Source organism: Streptomyces sp. NPDC001056 (genome assembly GCF_053598955.1).
Window position 1 is genome coordinate 70682 of the sequence record NZ_JBSFLI010000001.1, and the last position, 24690, is coordinate 95371.

Consider the following 24690-nt stretch of genomic DNA (forward strand, 5'->3'; position numbering starts at 1 on the left):
ACGCAGAGCGCCCCGTCGACGGCCGCGCCCGCCCCGACGTACTGCGGGACTTCGAGACCGCCGAGGTGAGCGACGTCACCGGCAGGACGCTGTTGCGCCTCCGGTGCCACCTCGGCCTCGACACCCCCTCCTGGGCGGGCCCGAGCGTGCGGCCTTCGTCACCAGCGACGTGTACGACGCGACCGGCTCCAGGGTCGTACGCGACCACTTCGCGCGGGACGCGCGGGTGTACGACGAGCCCGGTACGTACGCCGACCGGGGCGCCCCGGCGGCGGGGTGGCCGGGCGGGCGCCGTACCGTGGAGGGCGTGTACCGGTTTCTGCTGACTCCGCGCTGGTGGGGCATCAACGTCTTCGTGCTGCTCGCCATCCCCTTCTGCATCTTCATGGGGTCCTGGCAGCTGAGCCGGTTCGAGGGGCGGGTGCAGGAGGAACACGCCGCGAACCGGCAGGCCGCGTCCGACGGCTCCGAGGCGGCGCGGCCACTGGATTCGATGCTGCCGGTGAACAAGGCGACGTCCGGGCGGCGGGTGTCGGCACACGGGCGGTACGGGACGCAGCTGCTCGTGCCCGGTCGGCAGCTCGACGGGAAGAACGGGTTCTACGTCCTCACGCTGCTGCGGACCGATTCCGGGAAGTCGCTGCCCGTGGTGCGGGGGTGGCTGCCCGGGAAGGCGGCCGCGGGGAAGGCGCCCGCGGCGCCGCGGGGTGAGGTGACCGTCGTCGGCGCGTTGCAGGCGTCCGAGACACCGGGGGACAACGGGGTCAGCGCGCAGGGAGGACTGCCGTCGGACCAGACCGCGGCGATCAGTTCGGCGTCGTTGGTCAACCTGGTGCCGGATCGGCTGTACGACGCATGGGTGACGCTGGACAAGGCGGATGCCGGGATGAAGGCGGTGCCGGCGTCGGCGCCGGACGGCACCGGGCTCGATCTGAAGGCGTTCCAGAACCTCGGGTACACCGGGGAGTGGTTCGTGTTCGCCGGATTCACGGTGTTCATGTGGTTCCGGCTGCTGCGGCGGGAGGTCGAGGCGGCACGGGACGCCGCGCTGGGCCTGGCGCCGGAGGACTCGGAGCCGGTGACGGTCTCCGGCTGAGCCCGCGCCCCGGGCGGCAGGGCCGCCCGCGCGGGTGCGGCACGGCTGCCGCACCCTTCCCCTACATGTCCGCCAGCATCCCCGTGTAGTACACCGTCCCCGCGCACTCCCCCGGTACCTTCGCGGCCGCCGTGGGCCCGCCGGAGGCGGCGGTGTGGGTGACCAGGACGCTCCCGTCGGCCGCCACGTCCGCCGTGCCCAGCTGGGGCGTGGCGCCGGAGGAGTTCGCGACGTCGGCCGTGCCGTCGGTCGCGCTCGGGGTCGGATCGGGGGTGGGGCCGCCGCCGGTCGTGCCGCCGGTCGTGCCGCCGGAGGCGGGGCAGGTCTCGGAGGGGACGAAGGCGAACTTCTCCTGGTAGGCCGCGCCGGGCTGGAGGACCAGGCTCGCGACCTCCTGGGAGGGGTCGGGCAGGCCCGTCGCCGCGTCGCCCGCCGCATGCCGTACGACGGCGATCTTCGCGGGGTCCGCCGCGCCCTGCGCACTCGCGCTCACCGTGCCGGCGGCGCTGACCGCGCAGGCATGGGAGGAGACGTTGGTGACGCGGAACGTGCCGTACACGATCCCCGTGGAGTCCGGCGCGGCCGCGCTGCCCGTGGCGGAGCCCAGCTCGGCCGGCGTGCACGCCGGGACGCCCGTGGCCAGGGTGGCCGAGGGGTCCGCGCCGCCGGCGGTACCGGTGCCGCCCGCGTCGCTCCGGCCCTTGTCGCCGGGCTTGTCGGGACCCCTGCCGGGCCGGCCCGCCCCGCCCGGTGCCTCCCGGCCGCCGCTCGCCGGGCCGCCCCGGTCCTTGTCGTGCCCGGTGCCGGACTGCGCCTGCGAGGACTGGCCGGCCATCGCGGTGTCCGGGTCGGAGCCGCCGCCGGAATCGGAGACATGGACGAGCGCCGGGATCGCCGTACCGAGGAACAGGGCCGCCGCGGCCATGCCCACGGCCGCCTGGCGCTTGCGGGCCCGCCGCGCGGGGACCGCGCGGCGCAGATGCTCCAGCGTGCCCGCGCCCGGCTCGATGCCGTCGACCGCGGAGTGCAGCATCCGCCGCACCGCCGCCTCGTCCGACCCGAGCCCCCCGAGCGTCGGGGCGAGCCACTCCCCCTCGGCCGCCGAACCGGGCCCGCCGGAGGCCGGGTTCAGGCCCTCGGAGCCCGACTCCCATGCGTCGAAGGAGCCCTGGGAACCCCGCGAGTCGCGGGAGCCGGTGAAGTCGGCCCGCTCCGGGTCTCGTTCGGGTCCGAGCCCCTCGGTGCTCCTGTCGTCGGGGCCGTGGTTCACAGTTTCGTTCCCAGCGTGCGGTGAGGTGTGGTCGTGGCGATGCGGTGGGGGCGGTAGGTCATGACAACTGCTCCATGGCCACCCGCAGTGCGGCGATGCCGCGCGAACCGTACGCCTTCACCGAGCCCAGGGAGACGCCGAGCGTCTCGGCGACCTGGGCCTCGGTCATGTCCGCGAAGTAGCGCAGGACCAGGACCTCGCGCTGGCGGCGCTGCAGTCCCTTCATCGCCTTGATGAGGTCGCGGCGCTCCAGCTGGTCGTACGCGCCCTCCTCCGCGCTCGCCATGTCCGGCATCGGCTTGGACAGCAGCTTGAGGCCCAGGATGCGCCGACGCAGCGTGGAGCGGGAGAGGTTGACGACCGTCTGCCGGAGGTAGGCGAGGGTCTTCTGCGGGTCGCGGACGCGTTTGCGCGCCGAGTGGACCCGGATGAAGGCCTCCTGGACGACGTCCTCGCAGGAGGCCGTGTCGTCGAGGAGGAGTGCCGCGAGGCCCAGCAGCGAGCGGTAGTGCGCCCGGTAGGTCTCGGTGAGGTGGTCCACGGTGGTGCCGGTGACGGCCTCCGTGACCGCGGTGTCGTCGGCGCCGTCACGCTGACCGGGTATGCGGGCGGGCCGCGCGGCTGGCATGGGCGCGATCACCGGCATGCCGCCGGGCGTGCGGGGACGCAGCGCCGCACGCGGCGGCCGTAGGGCCGCGGTGCCGCGCGCCCCGGTGAGTTCCAGTACCTCTGCCACGCCAGTTGGACACGTCTGACCCCGCCAGGGTTGTACGCGCCGGGCGTCACATGTGCGACATCCGGCGGTGCCTCAAGTGCCGTCATGCGTCCCGCTCTTCCCCTATGTCCGATGTGGGACGGGGCATCCCGCGCCCGGTCCGCTCACGACGCCCCCACGCCCCGAAGAGTGACCGCAAAGACGCTCCCCGCCCTCCGCGCGGTTGCGGAGAGCGGGGAGGCACATCTTCTGTCGCCGAGAGGGGCGGCTCAAGCGGTTTGGACCATCCCGCCGGACACACTTCGCACACAGATCCTACAAAGCGGTCGCACGGCTCACCCGGCGGACTCCTGGGCGACCAGTTCCGCGATCTGGACGAGGTTCAGTGCGGCGCCCTTGCGCATGTTGTCGCCGCAGACGAAGAGTTCGAGCGCGGTCGGATCGTCCAGCGCCTGCCGCACCCGGCCCACCCAGGTGGGGTCGGTGCCCACCACGTCGGCGGGGGTCGGGAACTCGCCGGCCGCCGCGTCGTCGCACAGCACCACGCCGGGCGCGGTGGCGAGGATCTCGCGGGCGCCGTCGACGCCGGCCACCCCCTGGAAGCGGGCGTGGACCGTGAGGGAGTGGGTGGTGACCACCGGCACCCGGACACAGGTCGCGGCGACCGGCAGGCCGGGCAGCGACAGGATCCGGCGGGACTCGTCGCGCAGCCGCAGCTCCTCCGAGGACCAGCCGTCCTCGGCCGCGGTGCCGGCCCACGGCACGACGTTCAGCGCGACCGGCTCCGGGAACGGACCGGTGGCGTCGCCCACGACCCGTCGTACGTCCCCCGGCGCGGTGCCCAGCTCGGTGCCGGCGACCAGGGACAGCTGGGTCCGCAGCGTGTCCACCCCGGCCCGGCCGGCCTCGCTCACCGCCTGGTACGAGGAGACCACCAGCTCGCGCAGCCCGTACTCGGCGTGCAGTGCGCCGAGGGCGACGATCATCGTGAGGGTGGTGGCGCCGGGGTTGGCGATGATGCCGCGCGGGCGGTTGCGCGCCCGGTGCGCGTTGACCTCGGGCACCACCAGGGGCACGTCCGGGTCGGCGCGGAAGGCGCCGGAGTTGTCCACGACCACGGCACCGGAGGCGACGGCGACCGGCACCCACGCGGCGGCGACCTCTTCCGGCACGTCGAACAGGGCGATGTCGACCCCGGCGAAGGCGTCCTCGGTCAGGGCCGCGACCTCGACCTCCACCCCGCGCACGGTCACCTTGCGGCCGGCCGTGCGGGGGGAGGCGAACAGACGGATCTCGCCCCAGATGTCCGCGCGCTGGGACAGGATCTGGAGCATGACCCGGCCGACCACTCCGGTCGCTCCCACGACCGCGAGCGTCGGCTTGGCGGTCATCGGCCGGTGCCTCCGTAGACGACGGCCTCGTCGGTGTCGGAGTCGAGCCCGAAGGCGGTGTGCACGGCGCGCACGGCCTCCGGCACATCGTCCTTGCGGGTGACGACCGAGATGCGGATCTCGGAGGTCGAGATCAGCTCGATGTTCACGCCCGCGTCGGACAGCGCCTCGAAGAACGCGGCGGTGACGCCCGGGTTGGTCTTCATGCCCGCGCCGACCAGGGAGATCTTGCCGATCTGGTCGTCGTAGCGCAGCGAGTCGAAGCCGATGCCGGGACGGTTGCGCTCCAGGGCGTCGATGGCCTTGCGGCCCTCGGTCTTCGGCAGGGTGAAGGAGATGTCCGTCAGGCCGGTGGCGGCGGCGGACACGTTCTGCACGACCATGTCGATGTTGATCTGCGCGTCGGCGATGGCCCGGAAGATCGAGGCGGCCTCACCCGGCTTGTCCGGCACGCCGACGACCGTGATCTTGGCCTCGGAGGTGTCGTGCGCGACACCGGAGATGATGGCCTGCTCCACCTTCTTGTCCCCAATCGGCTCACTGCTGACCCACGTGCCCTGCAATCCGCTGAAGCTGGAGCGGACGTGGATCGGGATGTTGTAGCGGCGGGCGTACTCCACACAGCGGTGGAGCAGAACCTTGGAGCCGGATGCCGCGAGCTCCAGCATGTCCTCGAAGGAGATCCAGTCGATCTTCTTCGCCTTCTTCACCACCCGCGGGTCGGCGGTGAACACGCCGTCGACGTCGGTGTAGATCTCGCAGACCTCGGCGTCGAGGGCCGCGGCGAGGGCAACGGCCGTGGTGTCGGAGCCACCGCGGCCGAGCGTGGTGATGTCCTTCTTGTCGGCGCTGACGCCCTGGAAACCGGCGACGATCGCGATGTTGCCCTCGTCCAGCGCGGTCCGGATGCGGCCCGGCGTGACATCGATGATCCGGGCCTTGTTGTGCACCGAGTCGGTGATGACGCCGGCCTGGCTGCCGGTGAAGGACTGGGCCTCGTGGCCCAGGTTTTTGATCGCCATGGCCAGCAGCGCCATGGAGATCCGCTCTCCGGCGGTCAGCAGCATGTCGAATTCGCGCCCGGCAGGCATCGGAGAGACCTGCGCGGCGAGATCGATCAACTCGTCCGTCGTGTCGCCCATCGCGGAAACGACGACGACAACCTGGTTGCCGTTCTTCTTCGCTTCCACGATCCGCTTGGCGACGCGCTTGATGCCCTCGGCATCGGCTACGGAGGAGCCTCCGTACTTCTGCACGACAAGGCCCACGTGCGCTCCTCGCTCGGTTCGTTTGTGTCGGCTCAGTCTAACGAGCGTCCGAAATCCACCACCCTGCTCCCGCATGGTGAGACATCGACCGGTGAGACCCCGGCCGGCGGGACCGCGGACGCCCGCTTCCGCAGGGCCTCCTGCCCGCCCGGAGCCGGCCCACGCGGAACGTGCCCCGGGTCACACCCTCGGCCGTACCGGTCCCCGGCTCACACCCGTGGCCGTACCGGTCCCCGCGTCACGAACCGGGCCGGATCCCCAGCGGTCCGCCGATCTCCTCGGCCATCACGCGGCCCGCCTCGAACTCCAGGGTCTCGTCGCCCATGGGGGGCTGGTCGGTGTCCAGGCCGTCCAGCTCCTCCAAGGGCTGGTTGAGGCGGACGTGGATGAGGACCGACTGGAGGGCGCGCAGCACGGCGGAGGCCGTCGCGCCCCAGTTGGAGAAGTAGGAGAACTGCCACCACCACAGGGCCTCGGTGGTACGGCCCGCGCTGTAGTGGGCCATGCCGTGGCGCAGGTCGGTGATGACGTCGGCGAGGTCGTCGGAGATCCGGGCCGGCACCGGCGCCTTGCGGGGCTCGTAGGGGTCGAAGACCTCGGAGTAGACGTCGACGGGCTCCAGCAGCCGGGCGAACTTCTCGCGCAGCTCGTCCACGTCCGGCTCCGGGCCCGGGTCGGGCTCGTAGCGCTCGTCCGGGACGAAGTCCTCGTGGGCGCCCAGCCGGCCGCCGGCCAGCAGCAGCTGGGAGACCTCCAGCAGGAGGAACGGGACCGCCGAGCCGGGCTCGTCACCCCGCGCCACCTCGGTGACGGCCACCAGGAAGCTCTCGATCTGGTCGGCGACCTGTACCGCGAAGTCGTCGGGGTTGTGCGACGTGGCGTGCAGCGTGGCGTCAGACATCTAGGAGTCTTCTCCCCTCGAAGGCGCGGCCGAGGGTCACCTCGTCCGCGTATTCCAGGTCGCCACCCACCGGGAGGCCGCTGGCCAGGCGGGTGACCTTCAGGCCCATGGGCTTGATCATGCGCGCGAGGTACGTGGCCGTCGCCTCGCCCTCAAGATTCGGATCGGTGGCCAGGATCAGCTCCGTGACCGTCCCGTCGGCCAACCGCGCGAGAAGTTCTCGTATACGCAGGTCGTCGGGGCCCACTCCCTCGATGGGGCTGATGGCCCCGCCGAGCACGTGGTAGCGGCCGCGGAACTCGCGGGTGCGCTCGACCGCGACGACGTCCTTCGGTTCCTCCACGACGCAGATCACCGAGGGGTCGCGGCGCGGGTCGCGGCAGATGGTGCACAGTTCCTCCTGCGCGACATTGCCGCACGTCGCGCAGAAGCGGACCTTCGCCTTGACCTCCAGGAGCGCCTGCGCGAGCCGCTTCACGTCCGTCGGATCGGCCTGTAGGACGTGGAAGGCGATCCGCTGCGCGCTCTTGGGACCGACGCCGGGCAACCGCCCCAGTTCGTCGATGAGGTCCTGGACCACGCCTTCGTACAACGGACTGCCCTTCCTGGAGACCTTTCGGTACGTACGCTAGTTGGACCGGGGTCAGAACGGCAGACCGGGGATGCCCGTACCGCCGCCCAGGCCCTGGGCCAGGGGGCCGAGCTTCTGCTGCTGGAGCGCCTGCGCGTTCTCGTTGGCCGCCTGGACGGCCGCCACGATCAGGTCGGCGAGGGTCTCGGTGTCCTGCGGGTCCACCGCCTCGGGGTCGATCTTCAGGCCGCGCAGCTCACCGGCGCCGGTCACGGTGGCCCTGACCAGGCCGCCACCCGCCTGCCCGTCGACCTCCGTGTTCGCCAGTTCCTCCTGGGCCCGCTGCAGATCCTGCTGCATCTTCTGGGCCTGCTGGAGCAGCTGCTGCATGTTGGGCTGGCCACCACCGGGGATCACGATCAGCTCCTCTACGTCTTTCTTCTTGGCACGAGCCTACGTGGTCCGGACGGCCACCACACCGCCACTCTTTCGAGTGACAGAGATGGCGGATCTATACCTGATCAAGACCCTCTTCCGGGCGGAAAAGCCGGGGAAGTCACGACCGGGCCACCCGTTGGGCGGTAGGAAGGGTGGCGCACGTCGGCAGGGGATGTCACGCTACGTGACCGGTCGCGATCAGTAGGGAGTGCCGGGTGGGTCAGCCGGAGATGCAGCCCGAGGGGCCGCCCCAGGACGGGCCGGGCGAGGGCCCGGCCGGACCCCGGCCGGGTGATCTGACCGGGCGTGCGCTGCCGCCCGGCGACTGGGGCGAACCCGGCGAGCGGCTGGACGAGCTGTACCGGTGGGTGGAGCACGGGGCGCTGCGGACGGCGGACTGGTATCTGCGGGACCGGGTGTGGAAGCGGCGCGGGGCACGGGTGCTGCGGGCCGGGGCCGCGGCGGGGGCGGTGACCGGGGCGGCGCTGCCGCTGCTGGATCTGACGGGGGTGGTGGCGGGCGTGGCGCCGTGGGGGTGCCTGGCCCTGCTCCTCACGGCCGCGTGCGCGGGCGCCGACCGGTACTTCGGGGTGACGTCGGGCTGGATGCGGGACGTGGCGACGGCGCAGGCGGTGCAGCGGCGGTTGCAGGCGCTCCAGTTCGACTGGGCGGTGGAGGGGATGCGGGAGGTGCTGGGGCCCGCGGAGGGGACGGCGAGCGAGGCGGCGGAGCGGTGCGTGCTGCTGCTGCGGCGCTTCTCGGAGGACGTCACGGAGCTGGTCCGGGCGGAGACGGCCGACTGGATGGTGGCGTTCCGGACGGGCACGGCCCCGCTGGGGATCCAGGCGGTGGCGTACGTCCCCCGCCAGGAGGCGGCGGGGCAGGAGGGGGGGCTCCCGGGGGGCCGCTTCCCGCTGCCGCCGGGGGGCGGGGCACGGCCGAACATGCCGAGGCAGCGGCCGCCGGAGCCGCGGTGAGCGCGGCCGCGGCGCGGAGCCGACGGGGCCGGCTACTCCGCGCCGCGTGACGAGCCACGGCGGGCCCGCGGCCGGATGACGGCCGTCAGGCGCACAGCTTCAGCCCCTCCGGCGTCCAGCACGGCACGTGCCCGTGCGTGCGGATGATGTCCTGCCCGTTCCCCCGCGTCAGATAGGTCAGGAAGCTGGAGACCAGGGAGTCGGCCGGCGGCCGGCCGTAGGTGTAGGCGTACTCGATCTCCCGGTAGGGGTACCGGCTGTGGCCGTGCTCGATCGCGTCCACCGACGGCGCGTCCCCGTCGAGGCTGAGCACGCGCAGGCCCTTCGCGTCGTCGGCGCGGTTCAACTCGCTGTACCCGATCGCGCCGGGCAGCCGGGCGACCTCGGCCAGCACCTGGTCCGTGGAGTCGAGTTCGCACCGCGTCACCGGCGCCGAGGGGTAGTCCTTGTGCACACAGTCGACCGACGTGTTCGCCATCTCGCTCCCGCCGAGCACCCGCCGCTGGAACACCTGCCGCGTCCCGGAGTTGGCGTCCCGGCTGACCAGGTGCACCGGCAGTGGACGCCCGCCCAGCTGCGACCAGTCGGAGACCTCCCCCGCGTACAGCCGGCGCACGTCGTCCGTGGACAGGTTCCGCAGCCCCACGTCGTCGTTGAGGACGAGCGCGAAGACCGACAACGCCACCCGGTTCTCCCGCAGCGGGGAGAGGTCGTCGGGCCGGGGCCCGTCGGACAGGGCGACGACCGCCGGCGAGCCCTGACCCTTGTGCGCCGCCCCCTGAGCGGCCAACTCCCGTGTCCCCGCGGTCGATCCGTGCGCGTCCACCGTGATGGTGGCGCCCTCGCAGTCCTTCTCGTACTTCCTCGCCACCTCCTCCGTCACCGGCTCGAACGCGGTCGACCCGATCACCGTCAGGGTCCCCTTCTCGCAGCCGATCGGCGGCGGGGTGTCGTCCCGGGCCACCACGATCGCCGCCAGGGTCACCACGCACACCGTGAGCATGATGGTGATGCTCCGCGAGGCCCGGCTGAACAGCGGCGGCTTGTCGTCCGGCGTCGCGCTGCGGTTGGGGTGGACCTCGCCGTCCCGGATACCGCCGATCAGCCGTATCTCCCGGCCCACGTCCCCGCCGGTGAGCAGCACCAGCAGCTTGAAGTGGTCGCCCTTGTTCAGCGGGACGGGCGGGATGCGCAGGGTGTTGCCCTGGTAGCCGAAGCCGCGCTCGGCGGCGAAGTGGTCCATCAGATGGCCGGTGTCGCTCGGCTGCGTCACCGAGACCCCGCGCACCGTGCGGTCCGTGAACACCGCGGTGAGGCCGTGGTCCTCGGGACCGGTGTAGTCGGCGCGGTCGATGCCCAGCGAGCCGTCGTTCTCGACGCGCAGCAGCACCAGCGTGGCGTCCGACATGCCCGGCACCTCGTCGAACAGCCCGAGCCGCCGGTTGGCCCGGCCCGACCGCACGTCGTCGCCTATGGCGTTGTCCATCTGGACGCGGTAGCCGATCCTCTTGCGCCGCGGCACCCGGCGCTCGTACCAGACCATGCCCGCGGACGCGACGATGCCCAGCAGCGCCGTACCGACGGCGACGATGTTCTCCGCGCTCAGCCACTCCATGTGGGTGCCCCCGCAACTCCCCGGAGCCGGATGGGGCAGCAACGGTACGCGCGGGCAAGAGGACGAACCGGACACGTTCGCGGAAGTTCGCCGCGCGTTCAACCAACGCTGGGAACAAGCGGGTCGGCCGTCGTCATCCGGTCACTGCCGGGTGTACGTCAGGCTCTCCCCGCCCCCCGGCTGCGCCCGCCGCAACCGCCCGTCCGACAGCAGGCTGACCTCGGTCGGATCGCCGGGCGTGCAGGAGGAGGCGGGCCTGCCGCTGGTCACGGTGGACGGCCCGATCTCCAACGGCCCCCCGCTGCCCGGCTCCTGGCTGAGATCGGCCTCGAACACGCAGCGGTACGACCCCCCGCCGTCCGCCGGCCCCTCCGCGACCAGCGTCAGCACGCTGTCCCCCACCTCGCCCTGCCGGATGGTGAGCCGGCGGGTGTTGGCGCCGCTCGCGTTGTCGATGGTCGCCGTCCAGGTGCCGAGATAGGCGTCCGGGACGGCCCCGGCGGCCGAGGAGGAGGGCGAGGCCGAGGGAGACGGCGAGCCGGGCCCCGGGCCGCGTTCCCCGGAACCGGTCGGCGACGCGGAGCCGGAGGCCGGCGCGGGCCCGGCCGCACCGCTCCCCTTCCCGCCGACCCCGCTGTTGAGCAGCGCGTACACCGACCCGCCCGCTCCCAGCGCGACGATCACCGCGATCACGACGAGCAGCGCCGTGGACCGCCCGCTGCGCCGCTCGGGCTCGGGTTCCGCGTCGTACGGCGGGTACGGCTGGTACGGCTGCTGGGGGTACCCGTACCCGAAGGTCCGCGGGGCCGGCGCGGAAGCGGCGCCCTGCGCGAAGTACGGCGGCTGGAAGGCCTGCTGGGGATGCGGCTGCGCCTGCGGGTACCCGTACGTCCCCGGAGCCGTCACGGGCAGCGGCGCGTCCCCCGCCGCCGGCGACCGCTCGGCGCCGGCCGCGCTCCGCCCCGCCGCGTCCGGCCCTCCCCCGTCGGAGACGGCCGCGTGCTCGGGCGACCGGCCGTCGCCCCCGGCGGCAGCCGCCGCGCCCGACCCGCGAGAAGCCGCCGACGGCGGTCCCTGCGCACCAGGGCCGCCGCCGAGCCCCGCGACCCCCGTCTCCGGCTCCTCCACCTCCAGCAACCCCACGGCGTGCCGCCCCAGTTGGGCCACCAGCGCCCCCGGCAGCCACGGGTCCCGGGAGCGGCCGTCCAGGACCGTGTCCTGCGCCCCCGTGCGCTCCAGCACCGCGTCCAGCGCGGGCCGCGCCGCCGGGTCCTTGCGCAGGCACTCCCGTACCAGGTCGGCGATGCCCTCCGGCACGCCCGCCAGGTCCGGCTCCTCCTGGGCGATGCGGAACATCAGCGCGTGCACCCCGCTGCCGGCGCTCCCGAACGGCATCCTGCCGGTCGCCGCGTACGTCAGCACCGACCCGAGCGAGAACACGTCGCACGCCGGCGTGACCCGGTCCCCCCGCACCTGCTCGGGCGCCATGAACCCGGGCGAGCCGACCAGCGACCCGGTCACGGTGAGCCCCTCGCCGCCCGCCGTGCCCGTCTCCAGGGCGCGGGCGATGCCGAAGTCGATCACGCGTGGCCCGTCGATGGTCACCAGCACGTTGGACGGCTTCAGGTCCCGGTGCACGATCCCGGCCGCGTGGATGTCCTTCAGCGCGTGCGCGAGCCCGGCGGCGAGAATCCGCACCGAGCGCTCGGGCAGCGCCCCGTGGTCGTGCCCGACGACCTGCTGGAGGCTGGGCCCGGCCACGTACCCCGTGGCCACCCACGGCACCGCCGCCCCGGTGTCCGCGTCCAGGACCGGCGCGGTCCAGTACCCGCCGACCCGCCGCGCCGCCTCCACCTCGCGCCGGAACCGCGCCCGGAACTCCTCCCGCGCCGCCAGCTCCTCGCGGACCAGCTTCACGGCGACCGTACGGCCCCGGTCCGAGCGGGCCAGGTACACCATGCCCATGCCGCCCGCGCCCAGTCGCGCCAGCAGCCGGTATCCGCCGATCTTCTGGGGGTCCCCAGGCCCGAGTTCCTCCATGACCGCCCGCCCTTCCCGCCCCGTCAGCTGTCGCAACGGCCCGAGAATAATCCGGTCGTACAAGGTGCCGGAGGCCCCGCCGTCCACGGTTCCGTAACAGGCTTCACGCCCCCGCCCGACTTAATGTCGACAACCTGTCGCGGATTGGGCCCACCCACGGAACAGGACGCCGATACCCCGTCCGTATCCCGGACATTTACGCTCGCCCGCATGACCCCTCAGCCCAATCCCGGAGCCGGCGCCGCAGTGAAGGCCGCGGACCGTGCGCACGTCTTCCACTCCTGGTCCGCCCAGGACCTCATCGACCCGCTCGCCGTCGCCGGCGCCGAGGGGTCGTACTTCTGGGACTACGACGGCACGCGCTACCTGGACTTCACCAGCGGGCTCGTCTACACCAACATCGGCTACCAGCACCCCAAGGTCGTCGCGGCCATCCAGGAGCAGGCGGCGAAGATGACCACCTTCGCGCCCGCGTTCGCCATCGAGGCGCGCTCGGAGGCGGCCCGGCTGATCGCCGAGCGGACCCCCGGCGACCTGGACAAGATCTTCTTCACCAACGCCGGCGCCGACGCCGTGGAGCACGCGGTGCGCATGGCCCGGCTGCACACCGGCCGCCCGAAGGTGCTCTCGGCGTACCGCTCGTACCACGGCGGCACCCAGCAGGCCGTGAACCTCACCGGCGACCCCCGCCGCTGGCCCTCCGACAACGGCACCAGCGGCGTCGTGCACTTCTGGGCGCCGTTCCTCTACCGCTCCCGCTTCTACGCCGAGACGGAGGAGCAGGAGACCGCGCGGGCGCTGGAGCACCTGGAGACGACGATCGCCTTCGAGGGTCCCGGCACCATCGCCGCGATCATCCTGGAGACCATCCCCGGCACGGCCGGGATCATGGTGCCGCCGCCCGGTTACCTCGCCGGGGTGCGGGAGCTGTGCGACAAGTACGGCATCGTCTTCGTCCTGGACGAGGTCATGGCCGGATTCGGCCGTACCGGCGAGTGGTTCGCGGCCGATCTGTTCGACGTCGTACCGGACCTGATGACCTTCGCCAAGGGCGTGAACTCCGGCTACGTGCCGCTCGGCGGCGTCGCCGTCTCGGGGAGGATCGCGGAGACCTTCGGCAAGCGTCCCTACCCGGGCGGTCTCACCTACTCCGGGCACCCGCTGGCCTGCGCCGCCGCCGTCGCCACCATCAACGTGATGGCCGAGGAGGGCGTCGTGGAGAACGCCAAGCGGCTCGGCGAGACGGTGCTCGCGCCGGGTCTCGCGGAGCTGGCCGCGCGCCACCCGAGCGTGGGCGACGTCCGCGGCGTGGGCATGTTCTGGGCGCTGGAGCTGGTCAGGGACCGGGAGACGCGCGAGCCCCTGGTGCCGTACAACGCGGCCGGTGAGGCGAACGCGCCGATGGCCGCCTTCGCCGCCGCGGCCAAGAAGCACGGCCTGTGGCCGTTCGTGAACATGAACCGCACCCACGTGGTGCCGCCGTGCAACACGAGCGAGGCCGAGCTGAAGGAGGGCCTGGCCGCGCTCGACGCCGCACTGTCCGTCGCCGACGAGTACACGGCGTAAGCACCCGGCGCAATCGGTTCGGCGCTGCCGACCGTAAAGCCGGGACGCGTAAGGTGACGTGCTCGTAAGACTCGAAAGAGTTTGGCCATGTGTGCGAGCACGTCACCCACACGCGTGAGGAGAATCCGGCCATGCCCGGCAACGGCGGCATCGTCACCCGCAGCACCCTGCGCCAGCAGATCGCGGACGCGCTCCGTGACGAGGTGCTGGCGGGTCGGCTGCTGCCCGGCCGGGCGTTCACCGTGAAGGAGATCGCCGAGCAGTACGGCGTCTCCGCCACCCCCGTACGCGAGGCGCTGGTCGACCTGTCCGCGCAGGGCATCCTGGAGGCCGACCAGCACCGCGGCTTCCGCGTGCCCGAGTACTCGCTCGCCGACTACCGGCACATGATCGAGGCCCGCAACCTGGTCACGGACGGCATGTTCCAGTCCCTCGCCGCGGGCCACCCGGCCTTCTGCACCCCGCCCGAGGACCCGCTCACCCGCGCGATGCTCGCGACCGTGCGCCGCCGCGGCGAGGAGGCCCAGCGCGCCGCCGCCGCGGGCGACCTCACCGTCCTGATCGGCTACGACCTGCGCTTCTGGCGCGAGCTCGGCGTCCTGTTCGGCAACCCCTACCTCGGCGACTTCCTGCACCGGCTGCGGGTGCGGGCCTGGGTCTGCGTGGTCCAGTACCTGCGCCTCCTCCCCGATCTGCGTGGCCGGCTGTGGGCGGGGCACACGGAGCTGGTCGAGGCCCTGGCGCGGCGCGACGCGGAGGCGGCCCGCGCCCTGGTCGCCGAGGCCAACGCGCACTCTTTGGCGCTGCTGGAGAACCTGTCCGATAGCTGAGCGGACGTGGGGGTATGGGAGCTCACGTGCACGGATTACGCTTCCCAGACCACCTCTCCGTGTGAGGAGCTCTCTTTGGCCTGTGACCTGTGGCTGGTACCGCTCGTCGACGTGTTGTGCCACACGCCGGACAACCCGTTCGCCGAGGAACTCGCGCACTACAACCACGCGCTGACCGCGGCGGGGCTGCCGCCGGTGCCGGTGTACCAGTACATGCCGGGCCTGTCCGGCGAGGTCGCCCCGGTCGCCGGATTCGACTACGACGCCCTGCACTTCCTGCGCCGCGCCTATCTCCTCCAGGTCTGCGGGCTGCCCGTGACGCCGGTGGACGAACTCGGCGGGGACTACGAGCAGTTGCTGGAGATGTTCGAGTCCACGGCCCAGCAGTCGCACCTCGTGTGGCACTACGACCACGCGGGCGCCTACGTCCCGGTCGACTTCCCGCACCCGCTGTCCGACGAACAACTCCTCGCGGGCGGCGGCCCCTTGGGCTCCGCCCAGGCGCTGCTGCGCGAGCTCCAGTACGTCGCCCCGGCCATCGGCATCGACCCCGCCAACCCTCCGGCGCCCCCCGCACCTCCCGCGGCCCCCACCGAACTGGAGGAACCGGCCGCCCCCACCCCCTACGACCCCAACCCCTTCTCCCGCGAACGCCACGTCTGGCTGGGCCTGCACGCCGCCGCGACGCGCTCGCTGGCGCAGGGCTCGATGATCGTCTTCAGCTGACCGGGGCGTGCCCGGCCCGCCGGCGCCGGCCGCGGACGCCGACCGCCCACCCCCTCGACCGGGCGAGACGGGTGGGCGGGCAGGCGGAGCGGCGGAGCGGCGGCTAGAAGACCGGCGTGCCCGCCTGGGTCAGCTTCCAGTTGCTGACCGCGAAGTCGGCCGGGTCGAGGGACTTCTTCGCGGTGACGTAGTCGATCATCAGCTGGCGGATCTCGTTGGTGGAGCTGTACGCGATCTCCGCCGTGGCGATGTGCGGGTAACCCGAGCCACCGTTGGCGCGGTAGTTGTTGACGGCGACCACGAAGACCTGGTCGTCGGCGACGGGGGCGCCGTTGTAGCTGAGGTTCTTGATGCGGGAGCCCTCGGGCTGGGCGATGTCGATGTCGTAGTCGACGCCGGCCGCCGTGTCGTACATGTAGTCCCAGAAGCTGTTGGCGTTCGTCAGCGTCTCGGTGTCGACCTGCGTGCCCGCCGGCACCTGGTGGTAGTACTTGGCCGCGAACTCCAGGTAGTCCTTCAGCTGGGCGCCCGTGAGCTTCTTGCCGTAGAGCGTGTTGTCGTAGATGTAGAGCCCGGCGATGTCCCTGATGGTGACGTTGCCCTGCGGGATGTCGGCGGTGCGGCTGAAGGGCGCCGCGACCGAGATCAGCGGGAGGGCGGCGTCGGCCGCGGAGAGGCCGGCCTTGACCGTCTCGGTCTGGACCTTGTGGATGAAGTCCATGATCGGCGCGTCCTTCCAGCAGGACTCCGCCGCCGAGAGGTCCGTCGTGCAGGTGCCGACCGGGGTGTTGACGTACTTCACCACCAGCTCGTGGTCGGCCTCCAGGAGCTCCTTGATCTCCGGGTCCTCGTCCACCCCGTTGGGGTTGAGGGTCTGCGCCTTCTTGCTCGTCACCTTCCACTGGCCGTGGTGGAGTTCCAGCTCGAAGTCGAAGACGCTGAGGCGGTAGCCCCAGCAGTACGGCTCGGACAGCAGGACGTCCTCGCCGGTCTCCTCGTTCTTGACGGTGTACGACGGCACCTCGACGTGGGTGTGGCCCACGAGGATCGCGTCGATGCCCGGGACCTGCTCGGCGACCAGGTTGGACGCGTTCTCGATGTAGGGGAGCGCGTCGCCCCACGAGGACGAGCCGTCCAGGCCGGAGTGGTCGGTCAGGAAGACGACGTCACAGCCGAGCGCGCGCAGCCGCGGCACGTACTTCTTCGCCTGCTCGACCAGGCCGGGGAAGACCAGCTTGCCGCCGACGTTGTCCTTGTCCCAGATCGCGATGCCGGGGTTGGTCAGGCCGAGGATGCCGACCTTGATGTCGGGGGCGCCGGGGACCTTGATGCGCTTGACGGTGTACGGCTGGAAGGCGGGCCGCAGCGAGGTCGCGTGCAGGGCGTTCGCGCCGAGCAGCGGGAAGTCGCACTGGTCCTCGAACTTGCGCAGCGTGTCGATGCCGTAGTTGAACTCGTGGTTGCCGAGCGCGGCGGCGTCGTAGCGCATGTGGTTCATGGCGACGGCCATCGGGTGCTTGGGGCCCCTCTCGCCGTCGGTACCGGTGATCGGGTCGACCCGGGCGAAGTAGTAGGCGAGGGAGGTGCCCTGGATGATGTCGCCGGCGTCGACCAGCAGCACCCGGTGCTCGCCCTTGGCCTCGCGCTGCTGCTTGATGAGGGTGGCGACGCGGGCGACGCCCACGGAGTTGCCCTTCTTGTCCTTGTAGGGCGCGTCCGCGTAGTAGTCCCAGTCGAAGACGTGGCTGTGCAGGTCGGTGGTGCCCAGGATGGAGAACGACCAGGTGCGCGGCGCCCTTCCGGAGTGACCGGTCTCGGCCGCCTCGGCGGTGCCGCTGCCCACCGTGCCCGCCGCGGCGACGGCGGCGCCGGTGACGGCCGACTTCTTCACGAACTCCCGGCGGTTCATGGGACTGTGGGTCATTCAAGGCTCCTGAGAGTGGAGTTGGCGCGAGCAGAGGGTCGTTCCATGCGGAGGCTACCCGCGTAGATCGTGCTCGTGCCCCTCATCGCCGCAAACCAGGAAATGACCATGTCCAGGTCAAGGATGAGTCATGTTGGCCGAAATGCGAAAGCGCCCGCCGGCCCCGCCCGAGGGCGGAACCGGCGGGCGCTGCCGCACGGTGAAGCCGAGCCGAATTCCGGCTTACAGGAAGGAGTTGACCTCGATCGTCTCGTCCCGGCCCGGGCCCACGCCGATCGCGGAGATCGGGGCGCCGGACATCTCCTCCAGCGCCTTCACGTAGTTCTGCGCGTTCTTCGGCAGCTCCGCGAAGGTCTTCGCCTTGGTGATGTCCTCGGACCAGCCCGGCAAGTTCTCGTAGACCGGCTTCGCGTGGTGGAAGTCGCTCTGCGAGTAGGGCAGTTCCTCGACCCGCTTGCCATCGATCTCGTACGCCACGCAGACCGGGATCTGCTCCCAGCCGGTGAGGACGTCCAGCTTGGTGAGGAAGAAGTCGGTGAGGCCGTTCACCCGGGTCGCGTACCGCGCGATGACCGCGTCGAACCAGCCGCAACGGCGGTCACGGCCGGTGGTCACACCGCGCTCGCCGCCGATCCGGCGCAGCGCCTCGCCGTCCTCGTCCAACAGCTCGGTCGGGAACGGACCGGCGCCGACACGGGTGGTGTACGCCTTGAGGATGCCGATGACCCGGCTGATCTTCGTCGGACCCACGCCCGAACCGGTGCAGGCGCCGCCCGCGGTCGGGTTGGAGGAGGTGACGAAGGGGTACGTGCCGTGGTCGATGTCGAGCAGCGTGCCCTGGCCGCCCTCGAACAGCACGACCTTGTCCTCCTCCAGGGCCTGGTTGAGGATCAGCACGGTGTCGGCGACGTACGGCTTGAGCTGCTCGGCGTAGCCCAGCAGCTCCTCGACCACCTGGTCGGCGGTGATGGCGCGGCGGTTGTAGAGCTTGGTGAGGACCTGGTTCTTGACGTCGAGCGCCGCCTCCACCTTCTGCTGGAGGATCGACTCGTCGTACAGGTCCTGGACCCGGATGCCCACACGGTTGATCTTGTCCGCGTAGGTGGGGCCGATGCCGCGCCCGGTCGTGCCGATCTTCCGCTTGCCGAGGAAGCGTTCCGTCACCTTGTCGACCGTGACGTTGTACGGCGTGATGACGTGCGCGTTGCCGCTGATGAGGAGCTTGGAGGTGTCGACGCCCCGCTCGTTCAGACCGCTCAGCTCGGAGAGCAGGACCGAGGGGTCGACGACGACACCGTTGCCGATGACAGGCGTGCATCCGGGAGAGAGGATGCCGGAGGGCAGGAGGTGGAGTGCGTACTTCTGGTCGCCGACGACGACCGTGTGGCCGGCGTTGTTGCCGCCCTGGTATCGCACCACATAATCCACTGATCCACCGAGCAGGTCGGTGGCCTTCCCCTTGCCCTCGTCACCCCACTGAGCACCGAGCAGCACAAGTGCGGGCACGCGCGTACACCCCTTCCGGGCGGGGCATGTCCAAGGTCAGGGGCGTGGGCGTAAGGTTCACCGCCGCGTGCCACCGCGACCGCCGTTGGCCGCACAACCGTCGGACCGGATGCCCCGGAATAGACGAAGCCCCTGGCGCAATAGCGCAAGGGGCTCTTGCACAAAGATGCTACCCGAGGAAGCGAGGCAGGACCGAGGTGGCGACTTTCGCGACGTCCGATGAGCTGCTGGTGATCATCGATCCGGGGGCACGGCAGACGGACGGGGAGTCCGTACGGATCGCGAAAGACGTGCTCAGCGCGGGTGCGGCGGCCAAGGTCTGTCTCCCGGAGGGGCCCGAGGAATTCGCGCGGGCACTGGGCCGTAGGGGTTCCCGCCGTCCGGTGGTGGTGGGCGACGACACGGCCCTGATACGGGCGGTGACCCTGCTGCACCGGGAGCGGGAACTGGCCGGATGTGTGCTGTCGGTGGTCCCGGTGGGCGAGGCGCTGGCCCTGGCGCGGTCCCTGGGGGTGCCGACGGGGGCGGTGGCGGCCGCGCGGGCGGTGCTGGACGGCGAGGAGCGCCGGCTGGATCTGCTGGCCGACGAGAGCGACGGGCTGGTCCTCAGCGGGCTGGCCATCCCCTCGGCCCCGGTGCGGGCGCCCGCCCCGGCGCCGATGGCGGCCGCCGCCCGCCCCTGGTACCGGTCCCTGGTGCGCACCCTGAGCCCGCGCCCGACCCGGCTGTCCGCGATACCCGCCCCCGGCCCCACCCGGCTGCGGGTGGAGGTCGACGGCGACACCCTGGTGGACCTGGACCAGCCGGTGGAGTCCCTCTCCCTGGCCCCGGCCACCGGCGGCCTGGCGGAACTGACGGTCCATCCCCTCTCCGTGGGCGCGGAGGCGACGCCCCTGCGGGCCTCGGGGCGCACGGTCACGGTCACCGGCCCCGACTTCCACTACCGCGCCGACACGAAGGTGACGGGCCCGGTACGGCGCCGCACGTGGCGGGTGGCCGAGGGGGCGTGGGCGCTGGTGCTGCCCGCCCACGACTGACTCCTCACGCCTCCCTCCAATGGTCTAGTGACAAATATTTAACCGTGCCGACCCCTTCCCGTGCCTACCGGTCGTCCAGCATCCTGCTCCATCAGGACCCAGGGAGCGGACCCGGAGGGGGTCATTCATGGCAGTGGACGAGGGCGTGGTCCCGGCGGCGGAGACCGGCGGAGGCGAAACGATTCACCGGCTGAAACCCAACGCTGTCGGACTGCTGGGCGTGGTCTTCATGGCCGTGGCGACAGCCGCGCCGATCACCGCGATGACCGGGAACGTGCCGTTCATGGTGTCGTCGGGCAACGGCATCGGGGCGCCCGCCAGCTATCTCGTCGCAATGGTCGTGCTGGCAATCTTTTCCGTCGGTTTCACCTCGATGGCGAAGCACATCACGTCGACGGGCGCGTTCTACGGCTTCATCTCCTACGGGCTGGGCCGCACCGTCGGGCTCGCCTCGGGGCTGCTCGCCACCTTCGCCTACGTCGTCTTCGAGCCCGCGCTGATCGGGATCTTCTCCACCTTCGCCACGACCACCCTGCGGGACCAGACCGGGGTGCACCTGCCCTGGTGGGCCTTCGCGATCCTGATGCTGGCGGTCAACGCGACCGGCACCTGGTTCGGGGTCAGCGTCGCCGAGAAACTGCTGGTGGTGCTGCTGGCGACCGAGGTCACCGTGCTCGCCGCGATGGCGGTGTCCGTCGCCCTGCACGGCGGCGGCCCGCACGGCTTCAGCCTCGCGCCGGTCAACCCGGTCAACGCCTTCAAGGGCACGTCCGCCGGGCTCGGCCTCTTCTTCGCCTTCTGGTCCTGGGTCGGCTTCGAGTCCACCGCGATGTACGGCGAGGAGTCCCGCGACCCGAAACGGATCATCCCCAAGGCGACCATGGTCAGCGTCCTGGGCGTCGGGGTCTTCTACGTCTTCGTCTCCTGGATGGCCATCTCGGGCAACGGCGAGGCGGAGGCCGTGCGGGCGGCGTCCTCCGCGAACCCGCTCACGATGTTCTTCGCCCCCACCGAGCGCTACGTCGGCCACTGGGCCGTCGACGTCATGCAGTGGCTGATGATCACCGGGTCGCTGGCCTGCGGAATGGCCTTCCACAACTGTGCCGCGCGGTATCTGTACGCCCTGGGCCGGGAGGGCGTCCTGCCCTCGCTCCAGCGCACGATCGGGCGCACGCACACCCGGCACGGGTCGCCGCACATCGCCGGAGTGGCGCAGACGGTGGTCGCGGCGGTGCTGATCGGCGCGTTCTGGGCCGCGGGGAAGGACCCGTACACCGGGACGTACGTGCTGCTCGCGATCCTCGGGACGATGGCGATCCTCGTCGTACAGGCCGTGTGCTCGTTCGCGGTGCTGGTGTACTTCCGGTCGCACCACCCCGAGAGCCGGCACTGGTTCCGGACGTTCGCCGCGCCGCTGGCGGGGGGTGTGGCGATGCTCGGGGTCGTGGTGCTGCTGGTGTCCCACATGGGTGCGGCGGCGGGGAGCGAGTCGGGTTCGCTGGTGCTGCGGGCCACGCCGTGGCTGGTGGCGGCCGTGGCGGTGGTGGGCGTGTCGTACGCGCAGTACCTCAAGCGGCGGGTTCCGGAGCGGTACGCGCTGCTGGGGCGGACCGTGCTGGAGGAGACGAGGGAACGGTAGGAGCCCTCCGCCCTCAGCAGGCGTACTTCTCGTCCCGGTAGGCCCGCCACCGTTCCATCATCGCGGCCAGGTCCCGCTCGATGAACTCGAAGAAGTCCAGGGTCTCGGCGAGGCGGCGGCCCGCGGGGGTGTCGACGCCGAGGCTGGTGACGCCCTCGCGCAGGGCGTCCTCCCAGCGCTTGATGACGGCTTCGCGGCTGGTGAGGGCCTCGTACCACTGGTCGCTGTGGACGCGGTAGCGCTCGCGGCGGGAGCCCGGCTCGCGCTCGCGGGAGACCATGTGGACCTGGGCGAGGTAGCGCACCGCGCCGGAGACGGCGGCGGGGCTGATCTTCAGCTGTTCGCCCAGCTCGGCCGAGGTCAGGGTGCCGGTGTCGGAGGCGAGCAGGGCGGCGAAGACGCGGGAGGGCATGCGGGCCATCCCGGCCTCGACGAGCTGGGCCGCGAAGCGCTCCACGAACGTCGAGACCGCCTCGGGGTCCCGGGCCGCCGCTTCCGCCCCCACCGCTTCCGTCATGGTGCCTACGGTACCCAACATTAGGGACCTTCGGTAACTTCACAAGTTTGTGAAAGAAGCGTACGTTCGGTCCATGACGAAGGCAATCACGGTCGCCGGGCTGCACAAGTCCTTCGGCCGTACCCATGCGCTGGACGGCCTCGACCTCGACGTCGAGGCCGGCGAGGTGCACGGCTTCCTGGGGCCGAACGGCGCGGGCAAGTCGACCGCCATCCGGGTCCTGCTCGGGCTGCTGCGCGCCGACGCGGGCGCGGTGCGGGTGCTGGGCCGCGATCCGTGGCGGGACGCGGTGGAGGTGCACCGGCGGATCGCCTATGTGCCCGGCGACGTGACCCTGTGGCGCAATCTGTCCGGCGGCGAGGTCATCGACCTGCTCGGCCGGCTGCGTCAAGGGGGTCGCGCGAAGCGCGTCAGGCAGGGTGGCGGTGGGCGACGGGTCGGCGGGCTCGACCCGCGGCGGCGCGCCGAACTGGTCGAGCGCTTCGAGCTGGACCCGACCAAGAAGGGCCGCACCTACTCCAAGGGCAACCGGCAGAAGGTCGCCCTGGTCGCCGCCTTCGCCTCGGACGTGGACCTGCTGATCCTGGACGAGCCGACCTCGGGCCTGGACCCCCTGATGGAGGAGGTCTTCCGGCGCTGTGTGGAGGAGGAGCGGGCGCGCGGCCGCACGGTCCTGCTGTCCTCCCACATCCTCAGCGAGGTGGAGCGGCTGTGCGACCGGGTCAGCATCATCCGCACGGGGCGGACGGTGGAGAGCGGTTCGCTGGCCGAGCTGCGGCACCTGACCCGGACCAGCGTGACCGCCGAACTCGCGAGCGTGCCAGCCGGGTTGGCGGACCTGCCGGGCGTGCACGACCTCGACGTCCAGGGCCGGCGGGTGCGGCTCCAGGTCGACACCGACCGACTCGACGGGCTGCTGCGGGCGCTCGGCGAGTCGGGGGTGCGGACGCTGACGTCGACGCCGCCGACGCTGGAGGAGCTGTTCCTGCGGCACTACGCGCAGGGCGCCGGCGCCGACGACGCGAACCCGGCCGACGACGCGGACGGGGTGGCGGTGTGAGCGCGGCGTCCCTCTCCGTACGGGCCGGTGGCGCCCGGTCGTTCGCCGGTACCGGCGCCCTGGTGCGCTTCGCGGTGCGCCGGGACCGGGTGATGATCCCGGTGTGGATCGCGGTGATCGCGCTGATGGTGCTGTCCATGCCGAACAGCCTCCAGTCGATCTACGGCACCCCGGCCGCCCGCGCCCAGCTGATGCACCAGATGGCGGCGAACACCTCGCTGCGGGCCATGGTCGGGCCGGTCTTCGCCGACTCGCTGGGCGCGCTCACGGCCTGGCGGGTCGGGGTGTACGCCGGTGCGCTCGCCGCCGTGATGAGCCTGCTGGTGGTCCTGCGGCACACCCGGGACGAGGAGGAGAGCGGGCGGCAGGAGATGGTGTCGTCCGGGATGGTCGGACGGCGGGCGCCGCTGACGGCCGCGCTGGTGACGGCGGCGGGCGCCGACGCGGTCCTCGCGGTACTGGTCGCGGCGGGGCTTTCCGCGCAGGGCCGCGCGGGGGCGGTGGCGTTCGGGCTCGGGGTCGGCGGGGTCGGGCTGGTGTTCGCGACCGTGGCGGCGATCACGGCCCAGCTGACGGAGAGCGCGCGGCTGGCACGCGGGCTGACGTCGGCGGTGCTGGGCGCGGCGTTCGTGCTGCGCGCGGCGGGCGACTCGGCGTCGTCCGACGGTTCCTCGGTGCTGACCTGGCTGTCGCCGCTGGGCTGGCTGGAGGACCTGCGGCCCTTCGCGGGCGAACGCTGGTGGGTGCTCGCGCTGTTCGCGGGGGCGGCGGTGGTCCAGGGCGCGGTCGCCTACGAGCTGGCCGGGCGCCGGGACGTCGGGATGAGCTTCCTGCCCACGCGTCCGGGACCGGCGGCCGGGCGGCTCGGCACGGCGGGCGCGCTGGCCTGGCGGTTGCAGCGGGGCGGCGTGCTGGGCTGGGGACTCGGGTTCTTCGTCGCGGGGGTGGTCTACGGCGGGGTCGTGACCGGCGCGACGGACATGGTGCGGGACAGCGACCAGGCGCGGGAGATCTTCCAGCGGATGGGCGGGCAGTCGGGGCTCACCGACGCGCTGCTGGCCGCGTTGATCGGCATGCTGGGGCTGGTCGCGGCGCTGTACATCGTCCAGTCGGTGCTGCGGCTGAACGGCGAGGAGTCCTCCGGCCGGGCCGAACCGGTCCTCGCGGGCGCGGTGGGCCGGCTGCGCTGGGCGGCCGGGCATCTGGTCATCGCCTTCGGCGGCGCGGCCCTGCTGATGCTGCTCGCCGGCCTGGGCTTCGCGGCGGGCTACGGCAAGGACATCGGCCCCCTCGTGGCCGCCTGTCTCGTCCAGCTCCCCGCCATCTGGGTCATCGGCGGCATCGCCGTCCTGCTCTACGGCGTCCTGCCGCGCGGCGCGACGGCCGCCTGGGGTGTCGCGGGCGCCGTCCTCCTCCTCGGCTGGATCGGCCCCGCCCTCAAGGCCCCCCAGTCCCTGCTGGACCTCTCCCCCTTCACCCATCTCCCGAAGCTGCCGGGCGGGGCGGTGCACTGGCCGCCGATGCTGTTCCTCACGGGGCTCGCGGTGCTGTTGGTCGGGGTGGGACTGGCGGGGTTGCGGAGGAGGGATGTGGCGGGGTGAGG

General features: G+C 72.1%; 21 protein-coding genes. 9 read left to right on the top strand and 12 right to left on the bottom strand.

What is annotated here, in order from left to right:
- The first annotated feature begins 307 nt into the window (after positions 1-307).
- Positions 308-1096 carry an SURF1 family protein gene (locus ACWDD7_RS00320; RefSeq protein ID WP_450455831.1) on the top strand — a complete coding sequence of 263 codons (789 nt, stop codon included), beginning with the start codon at positions 308-310 and terminating at the stop codon, positions 1094-1096.
- A 61-nt stretch (positions 1097-1157) separates the two neighbouring features.
- Here the strand turns inward: ACWDD7_RS00320 and ACWDD7_RS00325 are convergent, their stop codons facing one another.
- The 7 genes from ACWDD7_RS00325 to ACWDD7_RS00355 all read right to left on the bottom strand — a co-directional run bounded on the left by ACWDD7_RS00325 (position 1158) and on the right by ACWDD7_RS00355 (position 7629).
- On the bottom strand, positions 1158-2366 hold the full coding sequence (locus ACWDD7_RS00325) for a hypothetical protein (RefSeq protein WP_450455369.1): 1209 nt from the start codon (positions 2364-2366) through the stop codon (positions 1158-1160).
- Between the two features lie 58 nt (positions 2367-2424).
- Complete coding sequence (locus ACWDD7_RS00330; protein ID WP_351869228.1) at positions 2425-3102, bottom strand: SigE family RNA polymerase sigma factor; 678 nt, start codon at positions 3100-3102, stop codon at positions 2425-2427.
- A gap of 314 nt (positions 3103-3416) precedes the next feature.
- Entirely contained in the window at positions 3417-4472 is a 1056-nt protein-coding gene (locus tag ACWDD7_RS00335) for an aspartate-semialdehyde dehydrogenase (protein WP_450455371.1), read from the bottom strand.
- Entirely contained in the window at positions 4469-5740 is a 1272-nt protein-coding gene (locus tag ACWDD7_RS00340; RefSeq protein ID WP_285556958.1) for an aspartate kinase, read from the bottom strand. The genes ACWDD7_RS00335 and ACWDD7_RS00340 overlap by 4 nt, the downstream gene beginning before the upstream one ends.
- A gap of 238 nt (positions 5741-5978) precedes the next feature.
- On the bottom strand, positions 5979-6641 hold the full coding sequence (locus tag ACWDD7_RS00345) for a DUF5063 domain-containing protein (RefSeq protein WP_351869221.1): 663 nt from the start codon (positions 6639-6641) through the stop codon (positions 5979-5981).
- Positions 6634-7233 carry a recombination mediator RecR gene (gene recR, locus ACWDD7_RS00350; RefSeq protein ID WP_450455374.1) on the bottom strand — a complete coding sequence of 200 codons (600 nt, stop codon included), beginning with the start codon at positions 7231-7233 and terminating at the stop codon, positions 6634-6636. The genes ACWDD7_RS00345 and recR overlap by 8 nt, the downstream gene beginning before the upstream one ends.
- Before the next feature lie 51 nt (positions 7234-7284).
- The gene (locus ACWDD7_RS00355) at positions 7285-7629 is read right to left on the bottom strand and encodes a YbaB/EbfC family nucleoid-associated protein (RefSeq protein WP_351869215.1); all 345 of its coding nucleotides are present in this window, start codon (positions 7627-7629) and stop codon (positions 7285-7287) included.
- A gap of 236 nt (positions 7630-7865) precedes the next feature.
- Between ACWDD7_RS00355 and ACWDD7_RS00360 the strand changes: the two genes are divergently transcribed.
- Positions 7866-8627 carry an SLATT domain-containing protein gene (locus ACWDD7_RS00360; RefSeq protein ID WP_351869212.1) on the top strand — a complete coding sequence of 254 codons (762 nt, stop codon included), beginning with the start codon at positions 7866-7868 and terminating at the stop codon, positions 8625-8627.
- Positions 8628-8712: 85 nt separating this feature from the next.
- On the opposite strand, the gene ACWDD7_RS00365 is transcribed toward ACWDD7_RS00360, so the two are convergent.
- Positions 8713-10242: a substrate-binding domain-containing protein gene (locus tag ACWDD7_RS00365; protein WP_450455375.1), complete on the bottom strand. Its 1530-nt coding sequence runs from the start codon at positions 10240-10242 to the stop codon at positions 8713-8715.
- A gap of 141 nt (positions 10243-10383) precedes the next feature.
- Positions 10384-12282: a serine/threonine-protein kinase gene (locus tag ACWDD7_RS00370; protein ID WP_450455833.1), complete on the bottom strand. Its 1899-nt coding sequence runs from the start codon at positions 12280-12282 to the stop codon at positions 10384-10386.
- A 210-nt stretch (positions 12283-12492) separates the two neighbouring features.
- Between ACWDD7_RS00370 and ACWDD7_RS00375 the strand changes: the two genes are divergently transcribed.
- From ACWDD7_RS00375 to ACWDD7_RS00385, 3 genes are all read left to right on the top strand, one after another.
- Positions 12493-13848 (top strand): aspartate aminotransferase family protein, encoded by a 1356-nt coding sequence (locus ACWDD7_RS00375; protein ID WP_351869206.1) that lies wholly within the window; start codon positions 12493-12495, stop codon positions 13846-13848.
- A 131-nt stretch (positions 13849-13979) separates the two neighbouring features.
- Positions 13980-14678: a GntR family transcriptional regulator gene (locus ACWDD7_RS00380; protein WP_450455377.1), complete on the top strand. Its 699-nt coding sequence runs from the start codon at positions 13980-13982 to the stop codon at positions 14676-14678.
- A gap of 75 nt (positions 14679-14753) precedes the next feature.
- Entirely contained in the window at positions 14754-15404 is a 651-nt protein-coding gene (locus ACWDD7_RS00385; RefSeq protein WP_351869200.1) for a hypothetical protein, read from the top strand.
- A gap of 103 nt (positions 15405-15507) precedes the next feature.
- Here the strand turns inward: ACWDD7_RS00385 and ACWDD7_RS00390 are convergent, their stop codons facing one another.
- Positions 15508-17328, bottom strand: a complete 1821-nt coding sequence (locus ACWDD7_RS00390) for a bifunctional metallophosphatase/5'-nucleotidase (RefSeq protein ID WP_450455379.1) — start codon at positions 17326-17328, stop codon at positions 15508-15510.
- Positions 17329-17550: 222 nt separating this feature from the next.
- Entirely contained in the window at positions 17551-18834 is a 1284-nt protein-coding gene (locus tag ACWDD7_RS00395) for an adenylosuccinate synthase (RefSeq protein WP_351869195.1), read from the bottom strand.
- A gap of 197 nt (positions 18835-19031) precedes the next feature.
- On the opposite strand from ACWDD7_RS00395, the gene ACWDD7_RS00400 reads away from it, so the two are divergent.
- Positions 19032-19871: a diacylglycerol kinase family protein gene (locus ACWDD7_RS00400; RefSeq protein WP_450455380.1), complete on the top strand. Its 840-nt coding sequence runs from the start codon at positions 19032-19034 to the stop codon at positions 19869-19871.
- Between the two features lie 127 nt (positions 19872-19998).
- Positions 19999-21510, top strand: a complete 1512-nt coding sequence (locus ACWDD7_RS00405) for an APC family permease (RefSeq protein WP_450455382.1) — start codon at positions 19999-20001, stop codon at positions 21508-21510.
- 13 nt (positions 21511-21523) lie between these two features.
- Here the strand turns inward: ACWDD7_RS00405 and ACWDD7_RS00410 are convergent, their stop codons facing one another.
- Entirely contained in the window at positions 21524-22027 is a 504-nt protein-coding gene (locus ACWDD7_RS00410; RefSeq protein WP_450455383.1) for a GbsR/MarR family transcriptional regulator, read from the bottom strand.
- 73 nt (positions 22028-22100) lie between these two features.
- Between ACWDD7_RS00410 and ACWDD7_RS00415 the strand changes: the two genes are divergently transcribed.
- Together ACWDD7_RS00415 and ACWDD7_RS00420 are read left to right on the top strand one after the other, a co-directional pair.
- Positions 22101-23087, top strand: coding sequence for an ABC transporter ATP-binding protein (locus ACWDD7_RS00415; protein WP_450455385.1), 987 nt, complete (start codon positions 22101-22103; stop codon positions 23085-23087).
- The gene (locus ACWDD7_RS00420) at positions 23084-24688 is read left to right on the top strand and encodes an ABC transporter permease (RefSeq protein ID WP_450455386.1); all 1605 of its coding nucleotides are present in this window, start codon (positions 23084-23086) and stop codon (positions 24686-24688) included. Before ACWDD7_RS00415 ends, ACWDD7_RS00420 begins: the two co-directional genes overlap by 4 nt.
- Positions 24689-24690 lie beyond the last annotated feature (2 nt).

Bases quoted from the DNA above. Each gene is read 5' to 3' on its own strand.
- ACWDD7_RS00375 (WP_351869206.1), top strand. From the start codon at position 12,493: ATGACCCCTCAGCCCAATCCCGGAGCCGGCGCCGCAGTGAAGGCCGCG.
- ACWDD7_RS00380 (WP_450455377.1), top strand. From the start codon at position 13,980: ATGCCCGGCAACGGCGGCATCGTCACCCGCAGCACCCTGCGCCAGCAG.
- ACWDD7_RS00410 (WP_450455383.1), bottom strand. From the start codon at position 22,027: ATGACGGAAGCGGTGGGGGCGGAAGCGGCGGCCCGGGACCCCGAGGCG.
- ACWDD7_RS00335 (WP_450455371.1), bottom strand. From the start codon at position 4,472: ATGACCGCCAAGCCGACGCTCGCGGTCGTGGGAGCGACCGGAGTGGTC.
- ACWDD7_RS00370 (WP_450455833.1), bottom strand. From the start codon at position 12,282: ATGGAGGAACTCGGGCCTGGGGACCCCCAGAAGATCGGCGGATACCGG.
- ACWDD7_RS00405 (WP_450455382.1), top strand. From the start codon at position 19,999: ATGGCAGTGGACGAGGGCGTGGTCCCGGCGGCGGAGACCGGCGGAGGC.
- ACWDD7_RS00390 (WP_450455379.1), bottom strand. From the start codon at position 17,328: ATGACCCACAGTCCCATGAACCGCCGGGAGTTCGTGAAGAAGTCGGCC.
- ACWDD7_RS00365 (WP_450455375.1), bottom strand. From the start codon at position 10,242: ATGGAGTGGCTGAGCGCGGAGAACATCGTCGCCGTCGGTACGGCGCTG.
- ACWDD7_RS00415 (WP_450455385.1), top strand. From the start codon at position 22,101: ATGACGAAGGCAATCACGGTCGCCGGGCTGCACAAGTCCTTCGGCCGT.
- ACWDD7_RS00345 (WP_351869221.1), bottom strand. From the start codon at position 6,641: ATGTCTGACGCCACGCTGCACGCCACGTCGCACAACCCCGACGACTTC.